This window comes from Streptomyces sp. BV286, assembly GCF_019090165.1.
GTDB lineage: Bacteria > Actinomycetota > Actinomycetes > Streptomycetales > Streptomycetaceae > Streptomyces.
Genome location: NZ_JAHRIB010000149.1, coordinates 21,984 through 37,656 on the forward strand (window position 1 = coordinate 21,984; position 15,673 = coordinate 37,656).

The 15,673-nt window shown below is 70.3% G+C and carries 12 protein-coding genes; 10 read left to right on the forward strand and 2 right to left on the reverse strand.

Translation table 11 applies throughout. From position 1 onward, the window contains the following. Positions 1-238 precede the first annotated feature (238 nt). Positions 239-937: a hypothetical protein gene (locus KUF83_RS24105; protein ID WP_217456934.1), complete on the forward strand. Its 699-nt coding sequence runs from the start codon at positions 239-241 to the stop codon at positions 935-937. Between the two features lie 267 nt (positions 938-1,204). On the opposite strand, the gene KUF83_RS24110 is transcribed toward KUF83_RS24105, so the two are convergent. After that, positions 1,205-2,389: an NAD(P)/FAD-dependent oxidoreductase gene (locus tag KUF83_RS24110; RefSeq protein ID WP_217456935.1), complete on the reverse strand. Its 1,185-nt coding sequence runs from the start codon at positions 2,387-2,389 to the stop codon at positions 1,205-1,207. A gap of 157 nt (positions 2,390-2,546) precedes the next feature. Then, entirely contained in the window at positions 2,547-2,867 is a 321-nt protein-coding gene (locus tag KUF83_RS24115; RefSeq protein WP_217456937.1) for a bifunctional 3-phenylpropionate/cinnamic acid dioxygenase ferredoxin subunit, read from the reverse strand. 215 nt (positions 2,868-3,082) lie between these two features. Here KUF83_RS24115 and KUF83_RS24120 point away from each other — a divergent pair, with 215 nt between their 5' ends. The 9 genes from KUF83_RS24120 to KUF83_RS24160 all read left to right on the forward strand — a co-directional run bounded on the left by KUF83_RS24120 (position 3,083) and on the right by KUF83_RS24160 (position 15,623). Beyond that, positions 3,083-3,901, forward strand: coding sequence for an IclR family transcriptional regulator (locus KUF83_RS24120; RefSeq protein ID WP_217456939.1), 819 nt, complete (start codon positions 3,083-3,085; stop codon positions 3,899-3,901). Positions 3,902-4,140: 239 nt separating this feature from the next. Beyond that, the gene (locus KUF83_RS24125) at positions 4,141-5,226 is read left to right on the forward strand and encodes an S-(hydroxymethyl)mycothiol dehydrogenase (RefSeq protein WP_217456941.1); all 1,086 of its coding nucleotides are present in this window, start codon (positions 4,141-4,143) and stop codon (positions 5,224-5,226) included. Continuing rightward, positions 5,223-5,846, forward strand: coding sequence for an MBL fold metallo-hydrolase (locus KUF83_RS24130; protein ID WP_217456943.1), 624 nt, complete (start codon positions 5,223-5,225; stop codon positions 5,844-5,846). The genes KUF83_RS24125 and KUF83_RS24130 overlap by 4 nt, the downstream gene beginning before the upstream one ends. A gap of 47 nt (positions 5,847-5,893) precedes the next feature. Further along, on the forward strand, positions 5,894-8,344 hold the full coding sequence (locus tag KUF83_RS24135) for an FAD-dependent oxidoreductase (RefSeq protein ID WP_217456944.1): 2,451 nt from the start codon (positions 5,894-5,896) through the stop codon (positions 8,342-8,344). A gap of 127 nt (positions 8,345-8,471) precedes the next feature. Next, positions 8,472-9,626: an N-methyl-L-tryptophan oxidase gene (solA, locus tag KUF83_RS24140; RefSeq protein ID WP_217456945.1), complete on the forward strand. Its 1,155-nt coding sequence runs from the start codon at positions 8,472-8,474 to the stop codon at positions 9,624-9,626. 11 nt (positions 9,627-9,637) lie between these two features. Next, positions 9,638-10,795, forward strand: coding sequence for an aromatic ring-hydroxylating dioxygenase subunit alpha (locus KUF83_RS24145; RefSeq protein WP_217456946.1), 1,158 nt, complete (start codon positions 9,638-9,640; stop codon positions 10,793-10,795). Continuing rightward, a complete protein-coding gene (locus tag KUF83_RS24150) occupies positions 10,788-12,254 on the forward strand; it encodes an aldehyde dehydrogenase family protein (protein WP_217456947.1) in 1,467 nt (488 codons plus the stop codon). Before KUF83_RS24145 ends, KUF83_RS24150 begins: the two co-directional genes overlap by 8 nt. A 171-nt stretch (positions 12,255-12,425) precedes the next feature. Next, complete coding sequence (locus tag KUF83_RS24155) at positions 12,426-14,006, forward strand: APC family permease (RefSeq protein WP_217456948.1); 1,581 nt, start codon at positions 12,426-12,428, stop codon at positions 14,004-14,006. 54 nt (positions 14,007-14,060) lie between these two features. After that, positions 14,061-15,623 (forward strand): GMC family oxidoreductase, encoded by a 1,563-nt coding sequence (locus tag KUF83_RS24160; RefSeq protein ID WP_217456949.1) that lies wholly within the window; start codon positions 14,061-14,063, stop codon positions 15,621-15,623. Positions 15,624-15,673 lie beyond the last annotated feature (50 nt).

Here is a 15,673-nt window from a genome sequence, read left to right on the forward strand (position 1 = left end):
GGACACCGGGTGCAATTCAGTCCGTACAGCAGATCACTTGGCCGAAATTTTTCGATCGCCGGGAATCTTCGGCTTACGTCGATCGTCTTTCTGTATGGAAGTTGGGGCGGAATCGGCTGCGGGTGCCGTAGGCCGCGCCGAGGCGGCGTAAAGCAGCGCAAGCCGGGCAGCCAATGGGGAGCCGGAGTCTCGTGACACCGGAGCGAGCGGCTGTCAGGCGGTGGGGAGTGACAAGTTGATGGGCACGGCGGAGCGGTACGGGGCACCTGGGACGGGCGTCGCGACGACCGCGGAGGTGGAGCGGGAGCCACGGGCACCCGCGCGGGACAGTCCGGCCGAGATCCCGGCCGACATCTCAGCGATGGAGATCCCGGCGAGGACGGAGCGTGAACCGGCGGTCGAGGCGGAGGCGGTGACCGCGAAGGCGGTGACGGCGGAGGCGGTGACGGCGGAGGCGGAGCCCGTCGCGAAGGCCGCGGCCGCGCCCTCGCCCGGGAGTGACAGACAGTTCGCCGCGGAGGCGGCGGCGGAACAGCGGGAGTACTACCGGCCGTTGTGGGTGGAAGTGCCCACGACCCGGCGTCGGCTGCCCGATCCCGTGCGTACGTCCGCGGTGCGGGCCGTCATCATCATCGCGGTCACCCTGATCCAGGCGATGGTCGCCTTCCTGTGCACGCTGGCCGGTTCATGGCTCGCGTTCCCCATGGTGCTGAGCAGCGTGGCGAGCACGGTGGTGGCCACGTGGGGTGCGCTGGACGTCTGGGTGACACGCCAGGTGTGGAACCAGCGCAACGGCGTGGTGTCGGAGCCGAGCAGCACGGCCCGCGCCCTGCGGCGCGAGCGTCGCAAGGCCCGGCGTCAGGAGCGGACGGCGGAGCGGGCCAAGGAGCGGATACGCCGACGGGGCGGCAGCGCGGGGCAGTTGTCGCACTCCTAGCAGTCGTCTCGATGCGGCCTTCTCGCAGGAGTCCACTCCTGGTGACCCTGCGAGAAGGCCAGGAGCGGGAGCCGGCTCCGTACGGAGCCGGCCGGGGACGCTCCGAGACGGTGCGCACCGACGGGACGGCTGAAGTGGCGCTCTTTCACGGGCACTCAGAGGCGCTGCCCCGGGCGGCGACAGGCCCGAGCGAGGGCAGGCGAGGGCGACGCACACGCGGCCTTCGCCTGCCTCGCCTGCCTCTCCCGGAGGCTGCTACGGACCCGTTCAGGAAGCCGTCGCCTCCATCGCGCCCGCCCCGCGACCGAGTTCACGCCGGGCCCGCATGAACGGGCGGGGACGGTCCACGGAAAGCACCGCGGCCGTCCGGCCGTCGCGCTCGTACAGGGCGAGGAAACCGTCCTCCCCCGGCTCTCCGTCGGTGACCGTGCCCTCCGCGATGCGGACGGTGTCGGTGTCGAGCCGCCGTCCGGCGAACTGGATCCGCGCGCCGTACTGGTCGGACCAGAAGTAGGGCAGCGGGCGTACGGTCTCCGCGGTGTGCCCCGCGAGGAGGTTGCGCACGGCGATCCGGGGCTGCTCGGTGGCGCTGGTCCAGTGTTCGGCGCGGGTTCCGCCCACACGGGCGACGTCACCGACGGCGACCACCTGGGGCAGGGCCGTCACGCAGCCGTCGTCGCACAGCACGCCGTCGTGCAGCGCCAGTGTCGAGCCCGCCAGCCAGCCGGTGTTGGGGGTCGCCCCGACGCCCACGATCACGACATCGGCAGGAAGGAGACGGCCGTCGGACAGTTCCACGCCGGTGACCGCGACGGTGCCGCGCAGTCCGGCGACGCCCGTACCGGTGACCAGGCCGACGCCGCCACGACGGTGCAGCGCGGCGCACAAGGGCGCCATCTCCGCGCCGAGTTGGGGCACCAGCGGCAGCGACGCCGCTTCGACGACGGTGACGTCGTGGCCGAGTCCGGCGCACGAGGACGCGGTCTCGGCGCCGATGAAGCCTCCGCCGATGACGACGACCCGGCGGGCGCCTGCGCTCAGTTCGGTCCGCAGGGTGCGGGCGTCGTCGAGGGTACGCAGAGTGTGGACGCCGGCGAGTTCGCAGCCGGGGAGCCGGCGTGCCGAGGCTCCTGTGGCGATGACGACGCCGTCGCTGGAGATGGTGCGGCCATCGTCCAGAAGGACGGTGCGGCCGCGGGCGTCGAGGCCCCGGGCGCGGATTCCGAGCAGCCACTGCGCGTCGAGCTCGGCGCTCTCCTCGGCGTCGCTGAGGGCGAGCCCCTCCTCGGTGGTCCGGCCGGTGAGGAAGTCCTTGGAGAGGGGCGGACGGTCGTACGGCTGGTGCGGCTCGTCCCCGACGATGACCAGCCGACCGTCGAATCCCTGGGCGCGCAGTTCCCTGGCCGCGTACAGCCCCGACAAGGAGGCGCCGACGACGGTGACGGTCCTCATGCGCCGGACCTCTTCCAGGGAGGGGGTGCCGAGCGGGCGCTTCCCACAACGGCCTTCGCGGGAGGGGACGCGGGCGTCCCGCCACCCGGCCCGGGGGAGCCCGTGGGAAGGTGGGGTCCGGGGGCACGCGCTGTCGCGCCCCCCGAGTAAGGGATCGTCATGCCGCCGTACCCTCCTCGGCTGCCACGTGGACGTGGATGACACCGTCGTCGACGGTCACTCGGTGGGTGCGGACGGCACGCCGCGCGGGGAGGCACGTCGGCTGCCCCGAGCGGAGATCGAATGAGGCGGCGTGCAGCGGGCATTCGACCAGGCAGCCCTCCAGCCACCCCTCCGAGAGAGACGCGTCCTGATGGGTGCAGGTGTCGTCGATGGCGTACAGCTCGCCGTCGGCGTTGAAGACGGCGATGGGCGGCATGGTGTCGACACGGACGGATTCGCCCGCGGGGAGGTCAGCAAAGCGGCAGACGGGAATCATGGGCCCCCCTCTCGGTCCGGGACCCACGGTCCTGGACCTCTCAGGTCCGGTCTGGTCCGAGACCTTCCCGGTCAAGGACTCTTCGGTAACATGATGTTTCGTATGGCGCACGAGGGAGCGCTATGCGCAACAGAATCCGCGCGGGATGCCCGCCGCGTCAAGGGCTTCCGGCAGATGCGGCTCAAACCGAGCCGCCAGGTGGTGAGAGTCGAGCTATGACCCGCACGCAGAAGCAGGCTGACCGTACAGAGGAGACATCCGAGAAGCAGGGCAGAGGCGCGGGGAGCGCGGTCCAGTCGGTGGACCGCGCGGTGAGCGTGCTGGAGATCCTGGCCCGGCTCGGCGAGGCGGGCGTCACCGAGATCGCCGACGAGCTCGAGGTGCACAAGTCCACGGCCTTCCGCCTCCTCGGAGTGCTGGAGAACCGGGGCCTGGTCGCCCAGGCCAAGGACCGCGGGAAGTACTTCCTGGGTGCGGGGGTGCTACGCCTGGCGGGGGCGGCGGCAGTACGCCTGGACATCTCGCAGGAGGGGGTGCCCGTCTGCCGGGAGCTCGCGGACGAGCTGGGTGAGACCGTCAACATCGCGGTGCTCGACGACAACGCGGCGGTCAACATCATGCAGGCCCGCGGCGCGGCGTCCGTCACCGCGCAGAACTGGCTGGGCAGACGCACCCCGCTCCACTCCACGTCCAGCGGCAAGGTGCTGCTGGCCCACCTGCCGCCGACGCTCCGCGAAGGGCTGCTGGCCAGGGCTCTCCCCCGTTTCACCGAGCGCACGATCACCGGCACGGCCGCGCTGCGTGCCGAGCTGGAGGCCGTGGTCGAGCAGGGTTACGCGTTCGCCCTGGAGGAGCTGGAGCTGGGCCTTGCCGCCACGGCCGCGCCGGTGCGCGCCCACGACGGCAAGGTGATCGGCGCGATCAGCGTCTCGGGCCCGGTGTACCGGCTGGATCCGGACCGTCTGCCGGAGCTGGCCAAGCGCACGGTCGCAGCCGCGGCCGACCTGTCGCGCCGGATGGGATACGGCTTCTGACGGAAGCGGGAGCGGACGCGGACCGGAGACACGGACCGGGCGGCTGACGGGACCGGGAAACACGAGCGCGGGGCCAGGAACACCTGGCCCCGCGCTTTCGTGTGTCGGGCGGATTTCGTGCCGCCCGTTCCTTTTGCCAAGGGTTAACCCGTACCTCTTGACGACCGCCCGACGGATTCCCACTATGTTCCTCATCGCGCAACCCATAGTGCACTGCGCAACAGCAGAGGAGCTAGGTCGTGCCACATGAGGTCCGTGCCGTAGTCGCTGTGAAGAAGGGCGCACCCGTCGAGGTGCGGACGATCGTCGTGCCCGACCCCGGTCCGGGCGAGGTACTCGTCGCCGTGCAGGCCTGCGGGGTCTGCCACACGGATCTGCACTACCGGGAGGGAGCCATCAACGACGACTTCCCGTTCCTGCTGGGCCATGAGGCGGCCGGCACGATCGAGGCGGTCGGCGAGGGCGTCACCGACCTCGCGGCCGGCGACTACGTGGTCCTCGCCTGGCGGGCCCCCTGCGGTTCCTGCCGCTCCTGTCGCCGCGGCCGCCCGTGGTACTGCTTCGACTCGCGCAACGCCTCCCAGCCGATGACCCTGCTGGACGGCACGCCGCTCAGCAACGCGCTCGGCATCGGCGCCTTCGCCGAGAAGACCCTGGTCGCGGCGGGCCAGGCGGTGAAGATCGACCCGGCGGCCCGCCCCGAGGCCGCGGGCCTGATCGGCTGCGGAGTGATGGCCGGCTACGGCGCCGCCGTGAACACCGGCAACGTCGGCCGCGGTGACACGGTCGCCGTCATCGGCTGCGGCGGCGTCGGCAACGCGGCCATCGCGGGGGCCTGTCTCAACGGCGCCATGAAGGTCATCGCCGTCGACATCGATGACAAGAAGCTCGACCAGGCGGAGCGGTTCGGCGCCACCCACACGGTCAACTCCCGTGGCACCGACCCGGTCGAGGCCGTCCGCGCGCTCACCGACGGCTTCGGCGTGGACATCGCCATCGACGCGGTGGGCCGGCCGGAGACCTTCAAACAGGCCTTCTACATGCGTGATCACGCGGGCCTGCTGGTCCAGGTCGGTGTCCCGTCCCCGGATATGAAGGTCGAGCTCCCGCTGATCGACGTGTTCTCCCGCGGCGGCGCGATCAAGTCGTCCTGGTACGGCGACTGCCTGCCCAGCCGTGACTTCCCGTTCCTCATCGACCAGTATCTGTACGGCCTGCTGGACCTCAACGCCTTCGTCACGGAGACCATCGCCCTGGACCAGGTCGAGGAGGCCTTCGCCAAGATGCACCGCGGCGAGGTGCTGCGCTCGGTGGTGGTCCTGTGAGCACGGGGACCGTACGCGTCGAGCGTGTCGTCACCTCCGGCACGTTCAGTCTCGACGGCGAGACGTTCGACGTCGACAACAACGTCTGGCTGGTCGGCGACGACGAGGAGGTACTGATCGTCGACGCCGCGCACGACGCCCGCACCATCCGCGAGGCCGTCGCGGACCGCAGGGTGACGGCGATCGTGTGCACCCACGCGCACGACGACCACATCGACGCTGCGGCCGAACTGGCCGAGCTCACCGGCGCTCCGGTGCTCCTGCACCCGGACGACCTCGAACTGTGGTCCGCCACGCACCCCGGCCGCACACCGGACGGCGAGCTCAAGGACGGACAACGCATCGCCGTCGCGGGCATCGAGCTCCAGGTGATCCACAACCCCGGCCACACCTGGGGCAGCTGCTCGCTGTACGCCACGTTCCTCGACGCGGTCTTCACCGGGGACACCCTCTTCCACGGCGGGCCCGGCGCCACCGGCCGCTCCTACTCCGACCGGCCGACCATCGAGGCCTCCATCCGCGACCGGCTCCTCACACTGCCCGGCGACACGGACGTCCACACCGGACACGGCGACGACACCACGATCGCCGCCGAACGCCCCAACGTCCCCGCTCCCTGAGCGCGTTCACCCCCGCCACGACAACCCCCACCACGACAAGGAGGGGCATGTCCAGCACGCCCGAAACGATTCCCCGCGTGGTCATCGTGGGCGCCGGAATCGTCGGCTGTTCCCTCGCCGACGAACTCACCGCCCGCGGCTGGACCGACGTCACCGTCCTCGAACAGGGACCGCTGCCCGCTCCCGGTGGCTCCACGTCGCACGCGCCCGGCCTGGTCTTCCAGACGAACCCGTCGAAGACCCTCACCGAGTTCGCCCGGTACACGGTCGAGAAGTTCAACTCCCTCGAGGTGGGCGGGGTCTCCTGCTTCGACCCGGTCGGCGGCCTTGAACTCGCGACGACTCCCGAGCGGCTCACAGAGCTGCACCGCCGGGCCGGATACGCCGCTTCCTGGGGCATCCGCGGCGAGGTCGTGAGCGCGGCCCGGTGCAAGGAACTGTGGCCGCTCATCGACGAGTCGATGGTCCTCGGCGGCTTCCACACGCCCGACGACGGCCTGGCCCGCGCCCTGCTCGCGTCCCGCGCCCAGCTGGAACGGGCCGGGGCCCGCGGTGCCCGCTTCCTGGACCGGCACACCGTCACCGGGATCGAACAGGAGGGCGGCAGGGTCACCGCCGTCGTCACCGACCGGGGCACCTTCCCCGCCGACCACGTGGTCTCGGCGGCCGGCTTCTGGGGCCCGGTCATCGGCCGCATGGCCGGCATCGACGTACCCCTGCAACCACTCGCCCACCAGTACGCGCGGACGAAGCCCCTGCCCGAGCTGGCCGAAGCCACCGTCGAGGCGTCGAAGCCCATCCTCCGCTTCCAGGACCGCGACCTCTACTTCCGCGAGCACACCGACCGCCTCGGCATCGGCAGCTACGCCCACAAGCCGCTCCCCGTCGACCCGTTCGCCGTCCTCCCCTACGACGAGGCGCGCGCGAACGACCTGGAGATGCCCTCCTCGTTCCCGTTCACCGAGGAGGACTGGGCGCCGAGCTGGGACGACTGCCGCCGGCTGATGCCCTCGCTGCGCGAGGCCGAGATCGAGGAGGGCTTCAACGGCGTCTTCTCCTTCACGCCCGACGGCATGCCGGTCCTCGGCGAATCCCGCGCACTGCGGGGCTTCTGGCTGGCCGAAGCCGTGTGGGTGACCCACTCGGCCGGTGTCGCGAGGGCCGTGGCCGAGTGGATGGTCGACGGCCGCCCCGGGACCGACATCCACGAATGCGACCTCACGCGCTTCGAGGACGCCCAGCGCTCCCCCTCGTACGTCAGGGACCGCGGCTCGCAGCAGTTCGTCGAGGTGTACGACGTCCTGCACCCCCTCCAGCCGATGGAGCAACCGCGGCCGCTGCGGGTCAGCCCCTTCTACGCCCGTCAGCAGGAGCTCGGCGCGCACTTCCTGGAGGGCGGTGGCTGGGAGCGGCCGCACTGGTACGAGGCGAACGCCCCGCTCGTCGACGCCCTCGGCCCGCTTCCCGAGCGCGATGCCTGGTCGGCGCGGTACTGGTCGCCCGTCGCGGCGGCGGAGGCAAGGGCGACCCGCGAGAAGGTCGCGCTCTACGACATGACGCCCCTGCGCCGTCTGGAGGTCACCGGCCCCGGGGCCCTCGACTTCCTGCACGGCATGACCACCAACAACCTCCGCAAGAAGCCCGGCGCCGTCACGTACACCCTGCTCCTGGACGAGACGGGCGGTATACGGTCCGACCTCACCGTCGCGCGCCTCGGTCCCGACCGCTTCCAGGTGGGCGCCAACTCCCCGGCGGACCTGGACTGGTTGACCAGGCACGCCCCCGAGGGCGTACACATCCGGGACATCACATCCGGCACCTGCTGCATCGGCGTCTGGGGTCCGCTGGCCCGGGACCTCGTCCAGCCGCTGACCCGGGACGACTTCTCGCACGAGGGCTTCGGCTTCTTCCGCGCCAAGGAGACGCACCTCGGCCATGTCCCCGTCACCGCGATGCGGCTGAGCTACGTCGGCGAGCTGGGCTGGGAGCTCTACACCAGCGCCGACCTGGGACTCCGCCTCTGGGACACCCTCTGGGAGGCGGGACGGGAACACGGCGTGATCGCGGCCGGGCGCTCGGCCTTCAACAGCCTGCGTCTGGAGAAGGGCTACCGCGCCTGGGGCACCGACATGACCGACGAGCACGACCCGTACGAGGCGGGGGTCGGTTTCGCCGTCCGCCTGGACAAGGGGGACTTCACGGGAAGGCGGGCGCTGGAGGCCCGGGGCGAGCCACGGCGTCGGCTCACGCCGCTTCTTCTGGACGATCCGGCGTCCGTCGTCCTCGGCAAGGAGCCGGTCTACGTCGACGGCTCCCCCGCGGGTCACGTCACCAGCGCGTCGTACGGGTACACGCTGGGCCGGTGCGTCGCGTACGCCTGGCTGCCCGTGCTCCCCACCGGGGCGAGCGTGCACGTGGAGTACTTCGGCGAGAAGGTGCCCGCGACCGTCGCCGAGGAACCGCTCTTCGACCCGAAGATGACCCGCATTCGCCGTTGACCGCTGCGCGTTCGGTGGTGACCAGACGCGCGAGCCGGTGGGGGCCGGCCGCGCGGTCCCCCGCGCCCCTCGGTGACGGGGCGCCGACGAGCAGGCACATCACCCTCACGAGTTCTGGAGGTCCCCTGTGTCCCCTACCTACGACGTGATCGTCATCGGTCTCGGTGGAATGGGCAGCGCCGCCGCCCACCACCTGTCCTCGCGCGGCGTGCGGGTGCTCGGCCTGGAGAAGTTCGGGCCGGTCCACAACCGCGGCTCCAGTCACGGTGGTTCACGGGTCACCCGCCAGTCCTACTTCGAGGACCCCGCGTACGTCCCGCTGCTGCTGCGTGCGTACGAGCTGTACGAGGACGTGGAGCGGTCCACCGGCCGGGACATCGCGACCCTGTGCGGCGGTGTGATGGTCGGCCCGCCCGACTCGCTGACCGTCTCCGGCTCGCTGCGCTCGGCCACCCAGTGGGACCTGCCGCACGAGATGCTGGACGCGGCGGAGATCCGCCGTCGCTTCCCGACGCTCAACCCCAGGGACGACGAGGTCGCTCTCTACGAGAAGAAGGCCGGCTTCGTCCGCCCCGAGAACATGGTCGCGGCCCACCTCCAGCTCGCCACCCGCCAGGGCGCCGAACTGCACTTCGACGAACCGATGACGCGCTGGGAGCCGTACCGGGACGGCGTACGCGTCCACACGGCCGAGAACACGTACACGGCGGGCCGGCTGGTGATCTGTCCGGGCGCGTGGGCGCCGCAGCTGCTCACCGACCTCGGGGTGCCGTTCACCATCGAGCGGCAGGTCATGTACTGGTTCCAGCCCGAGGGCGGGGTCCAGCCCTTCCTGCCCGGGAACCACCCCATCTACGTCTGGGAGGACGCGGACGGCGTCCAGGTGTACGGCTTCCCCGCCATCGACGGTCCGGAGCTCGGCGCCAAGGTCGCCTTCTTCCGCAAGGGCGTCGAGTGCACCCCCGAAACCATCGACCGGACGGTCCACGAGGACGAGATCCAGGCCATGGCGGGCCACATGTCCCGCTGCATCCCGGATCTGCCCGGCACCTTCCTCAAGGCCGCCACCTGCATGTACTCCAACACCCCCGATGAGCACTTCGTCATCGCCCGGCATCCCGCACATCCCGACTCCGTGACCGTGGCCTGCGGGTTCTCCGGCCATGGCTTCAAGTTCGTGCCGATCGTCGGCGAGATCCTCGCCGATCTGGCGCTCACGGGCACCACCGGTCACCCGATCGGCCTGTTCGACCCCCACCGCCTCGCCGCCGCGCCCGCCTGAGGAGCACGCACGTGACGACGACCCCCGTCTCCCCCTCCACCGCCTCCGCCCAGCCGTCCCCGAGCCTGGTCACCACGCTGCCGGGGCACTACTACACCGATCCGGAGATCTTCCGGCAGGAGCAGGAACGTCTCTTCGAGTCGATGTGGTTCTGTGCGGTCCGCAGCGCCGACCTGGCCAAACCCGGCGCGTTCCGAACCGTCCAGGTGGGCCGCGAGAACGTCCTGCTCACCCGGTCCCGCACCGGTGAGCTGCGCGCCTTCCTCAACGTCTGCCGGCACCGGGGGGCCCGGCTGTGCACGGAGGAGTCGGGCGAACTCCGGCGCAACCTCCAGTGCCCGTACCACGCCTGGACGTACGACCTCGACGGCAGGCTGATCGCCGCTCCGAACCTGGTCAGGATGCCGGACGTCGACCGCACCGAGTACGGCCTGGTCGGGGTCGCGCTGCGGGAGTGGCTCGGGTACGCCTGGGTGTGCCTGGCCGACGAGCCGCCGTCCTTCGAGGAGACGGTGACGGGCGCGGCCGTGGAGCGCCTCGGGAACACGGCGGCCATCGAGCACTACGGCACCGAGAGCCTCGCGCTGGGCAAACGGATCGTGTACGACGTGAAGGCGAACTGGAAGCTGATCGTCGAGAACTTCATGGAGTGCTACCACTGCGCCACCATCCACCCCGAACTCACGGACGTGCTGCCGGAGTTCGCGGACGGATACGCCGCCCAGTACTACGTGGGCCACGGCGCCGAGTTCGGTGAGGAGATCAAGGGCTTCACGGTCGACGGCAGCGAGGGTTTCGCCAGGCTGCCCGAGGTCGCGGAGGATCAGGACCGCCGTTACTATGCGATAACGGTCAAACCCACCGTGTTCATCAATCTCGTCCCCGACCATGTCATCCTGCACCGCATGTTCCCCCTCGCCGAGGACCGGACGATCGTGGAGTGCGACTGGCTCTACGCACCCGAGGTCGTCGAGTCGGGCGCCGACGTGTCGAAGTCCGTGGAACTCTTCCACCGGGTCAACACCCAGGACTTCGAGGCCTGCGAGCGTACGCAGCCCGCGATGGCGTCCCGCGCCTACCGAGGGGGCGGGGTGCTGGTGCCCACCGAGCACCACATCGGGATCTTTCACGAGTGGCTCATCGGCATGCTGGGAGGCATGGATGCCTGATCTCTACATCGGCGGCACGTGGACGGCTGCGCGGGAGAAGGGGACCCGCGAGATCCGCTGTCCGGCCGACGGTTCGCTCGTCGCCGTCGTGGACGAGGCGGGCGGCCTGGACACGGCCGACGCGATCGCGGCCGCGCGCCGCGCCTTCGACGAGGGCCCCTGGCCGCGGACACCGGCGAACGAGCGCGGCGACCTGCTGCTCCGGGTCGCCGACCTGCTCGCCCGCGACAAGGACGTGCTCGCCCGCGCCGAGTCCCTCGACACCGGCAAACGCCTGGTGGAGAGCGAGTACGACATCGACGACATCGAGAACTGCTTCCGCTACTTCGGCCGACTCGTCGCGAGTGAGGCCGGCCGAGTGGTGGAGACGGGCACGGAGGGCGTCGACAGCCGGGTCGTGCACGAACCGGTCGGAGTCTGTGCGCTGATCACGCCGTGGAACTATCCGCTGCTCCAGACGGCCTGGAAGGTCGCCCCCGCGCTGGCGGCGGGCAACACCTTCGTCCTCAAGCCGAGCGAACTGACCCCGCACACGGCGATCCATCTGATGCGGCTCCTGGAGGAGGCCGGGCTCCCGGCCGGCGTGGCCAACCTGGTCCTCGGCGCCGGCCCCGAGGCCGGCGCTCCGCTGGGCGACCATCCGGACGTGGACCTCGTCTCCTTCACCGGCGGCCTGCAGACGGGACGCAGACTCATGGCCGCGGCGGCCGGGACGGTGAAGAAGGTCGCTCTGGAACTGGGCGGCAAGAACCCGAACATCGTCTTCGCCGACGCGGACTTCGAGACGGCCGTCGACATGGCGTTGACGGCCGTCTTTCTGCATTCCGGGCAGGTCTGCTCGGCCGGGGCGCGGCTCCTGGTCGAGGACTCGCTGCACGACCGGTTCGTCGACGAGGTCGTCAGCAGGGCCCGGCGGATCAGGCTGGGCGGACCGTTCGACGAGCGGGCGCAGACCGGGCCGCTGATCTCCGCCGCGCACCGGTCGAAGGTCGAGGCGTACGTCGCCCAGGGGCTGGCGGAGGGAGCGGTCCTGCGCTGCGGGGGAGAGCGCCCGGCCGATCCTCCGCATCCGGACGGCTTCTACTACCCGCCGACCGTCCTCGACGAGTGCTCCGGGCGGATGTCCGTCGTCCAGGAGGAGTCCTTCGGGCCGGTGCTGACCGTGGAGCGGTTCGCCGACGAGGCGGAGGCGGTGCGGCTGGCCAACGACACGATCTACGGCCTGGCGGGCGGGATCTTCACCTCCGACGAGGCCAAGGCACAGCGGGTCGCGTCCGCGCTGCGGATCGGCACCATCTGGATCAACGACTACCACCCGTACGTCCCGCAGGCCGAGTGGGGCGGTTACAAGCAGTCCGGGTTCGGGCGGGAACTCGGACCGGCCGGTCTCGCCGAGTACCGCGAGACCAAGCACATCTGGCGCACGACGAACCCCAGCCCTCAGGGCTGGTTCTCGTGACCCACCGCAGGAAATCGCAAGAAATCGACGCTCCCCATGGTCGGAACCGGCCGCACCCCCCGTAAGATCCAGCCTTCTTCACCCGAAGATCCAGCACCCGCGCACCACCGACCCCGCACGAGCCGCACTCCCCTCCCGCCCGGGAGAACTCCCCCTTCCCAGGAGGCGCTCATGACCACCACCGCTCAACCACCTGAGAAACACAGTAACGACGACTCGGAACTCAACGAGTTCGGCTACAAGCCCGAGCTGAAGCGCACGCTCGGCAACTTCCACACCTTCGCCGCCGGCATCAGCTACATCTCCATCCTCACCGGCACCTTCCAGCTCTTCTACTTCGGATACGGCAGCGGCGGGCCCGCCTACTGGTGGTCCTGGCCGATGGTCTTCGTCGGCCAGTTCATGGTCGCGCTGTGCTTCGCCGAACTCGCCGCCCGCTACCCGGTGGCCGGTTCCGTCTACAACTGGTCCAAGAAGGTGGGCAATCCACACATAGGCTGGCTGGCCGGCTGGACGATGCTGATCGCCTCGATCGTGTCGATCGCTGCCGTGGCCCTTGCGTATCAGCTGACCCTTCCGCAGATCTCCTCCGCGTTCCAGTTCGTGGGCGACGGCACGGGCAAGTACGACGTCGCCACCAACGCCGTGCTGCTGGCCGCCGTACTCATCGTCTTCACCACGCTGGTGAACGCCCTCGGTGTGAAGCTGATGGCCAGGATCAACACGGCGGGTGTCTTCATCGAGCTCGTCGCGACGGTCGTACTGATCGTGCTGTTCGCCGTGCACATCACCCGTGGACCGCAGGTCGTGCTGGAGACGAACGGCACGGGAGCGGGTCAGCCCGGCGGCTACCTCGGCGCGTTCCTGGTCGCGTCGCTGGCGTCCGCGTACGTGATGTACGGCTTCGACACGGCCGCCTCGCTCGGCGAGGAGTCCCTCGACCCGTCCCGCAACGCGCCGCGCGCCATCATCCGCGCCATCGTCGCCTCGTTCATCCTCGGCGGCCTCATCCTGATCCTCGCGCTGATGAGCGTGTCCAGCCTGAAGGGCGATCGGCTGTCCACGGACGGCCTGCAGTACATCGTCCTCAACGTCCTCGGGGAGGACGCGGGCAAGGCCATGCTGTGGTGCGTGTTCATCGCGGTCACCGTCTGCGCGCTGGCCGTGCACACGGCGGCGATCCGGCTGGCGTTCGCGATGTCCCGCGACAACAACCTGCCCGCCTCCGCCAAGCTGGCCAAGGTCCATCCGCGCTTCCAGACCCCGATCCTGCCCGCGGTGATCATCGGCATCCTGGCGCTGGCGATCCTGGTGGTCAACATCCGCCAGCCGCAGATCTTCACCGTGGTCACCAGTATCGGCATCATCCTGATCTATCTCGCGTATCTGCTGGTCACCGGGCCCATGCTGGTGGCCAGGCTGCGCGGCAACTGGCAGCCCGCGGGCGACGGCAAGTTCTCCCTCGGCCGATGGGGGCTGCCCGTCAACATCGTCGCCGTGCTGTGGGGCACGGCCATGATGCTCAACCTGATCTGGCCGCGCGCCGCGGTCTACAACGCCGCGGCCCCGTACCACTGGTACCTGCGCTGGGGCGCCGTCCTGTTCGTCGGCATCGTGATGGGCGGCGGCTTCGCCTACTACTGGTTCGTGCAGCGCCACCGCACCGGAGTGCTCGCGGAGCACCAGTACAAGGCCGCGGACGACACTCCCCTGCCGCCCTCCTCCCCCGCGGCCACCCCGACGGCCGACTGACCGCACCGATCCGGAAGCAGAACGACGCAAGGACTCCAAGGAGGTCAACCCCCGATGAACGAGGACGAGTTCGACTATGTCGTGGTCGGCGGCGGCACGGCGGGCAACGTGGTCGCGGCGCGGCTCTCCGAGGATCCGAGCGTCACCGTGTGCGTCCTGGAGGCGGGTCCCAGCGACGTCGGCGACGACGACGTCATGAAGCTGGAACGCTGGATGGGGCTGCTGGAGTCGGGCTACGACTGGGACTACCCGGTCGAGCCGCAGGCCAGCGGCAACAGTTTCATGCGGCACGCCCGCGCCAGGGTGCTCGGCGGCTGTTCGTCGCACAACTCCTGTATCGCCTTCTGGGCACCGGCGGAGGACCTCGACGACTGGGCCGCCGCGGGCTGTACGGGGTGGAGCTCGTCCGAACTCCTGCCGCTCTACCGGCGGTTGGAGAACAACGACGCGCCCGGCGAGCACCACGGCCGCACCGGCCCGGTGAAGCTGCGCACGCTGAAGAGTGACGACCCCTGCGGCACCGCCCTGTTGGAGGCCTGCGCCCAGGCGGGCATTCCGACGACCCCGTTCAACACGGGCAGGACGGTGATCCGGGGCGCCGGCTGGTTCCAGATCAACTCCGACGAGAACAACATCAGGCAGTCGTCGTCCGTCGCGTATCTGCACCCGATCCTCGGCAGGCGTCCGAACCTCGACGTACGGACCGGGGTGCGGGCCAAAAAGCTGGTGCTCGACGGGCGGCGCTGTGTGGGCGCCGAGTACCTGGACCCGGACCTGATCCACACCCGGACGGTCCGGGCCAGGCGCGAGGTGATCGTGTCCTGCGGCTCGATCGACAGCGCGAAGCTGCTGATGCTGTCCGGCATCGGGCCCGCCGAGCACCTGCGTGAGGTGGGCGTCGACGTGGTGGTGGACTCGCGCGGCGTGGGCGAGAACCTCCAGGACCACCCCGAGGGCGTCATCATGTGGGACGCGAAGCAGCCCATGCCGACCGTCTCCAGCCAGTGGTGGGAGGCGGGCATCTTCTACGACACCGAGCCCGGCCTGGACCGGCCGGACCTGATGTTCCACTACGGGTCGGTGCCCTTCGACATGAACACGGCCCGGTGGGGCTATCCGACCTCCGAGAACGCGTTCTGTCTCACGCCGAACGTCACCCGCGCGAAGTCACGCGGCACGGTGCGGCTGCGGACACGCGACTACCGGGACAAACCCAGGGTCGATCCGCGGTACTTCACGCACGAGCACGACGCGCGCGTGATGACGTACGGGCTGAAGCTGGCCCGTCGCATCGCGGAGCAGCCCGCGCTGAGCGGCTGGGCGGGGGCGGAGCTGGCCCCCGGGCCGGACGTCAGGACGGACGACGAGCTGCTCGACTACATCCACAAGACCCACAACACCGTCTACCACCCGTCCTGCACGGTGAAGATGGGCGCGGACGACGACGCCTCGGCGCCGCTCGACGCGCGGTTGCGGGTCAAGGGCATCGACGGGCTGCGGGTCGCCGACGGATCCGTCATGCCGAACCTCGTCACCGTCAATCCGTGCATCACGACGATGATGATCGGCGAGAAGTGCGCGGACCTCCTCAAAGAGGATGCGGACAGCGCCTTGTAGAGGGGGCGGGGAACCGCGCGACCAGCCACGAACGGCCCGCAGTCCCCTGC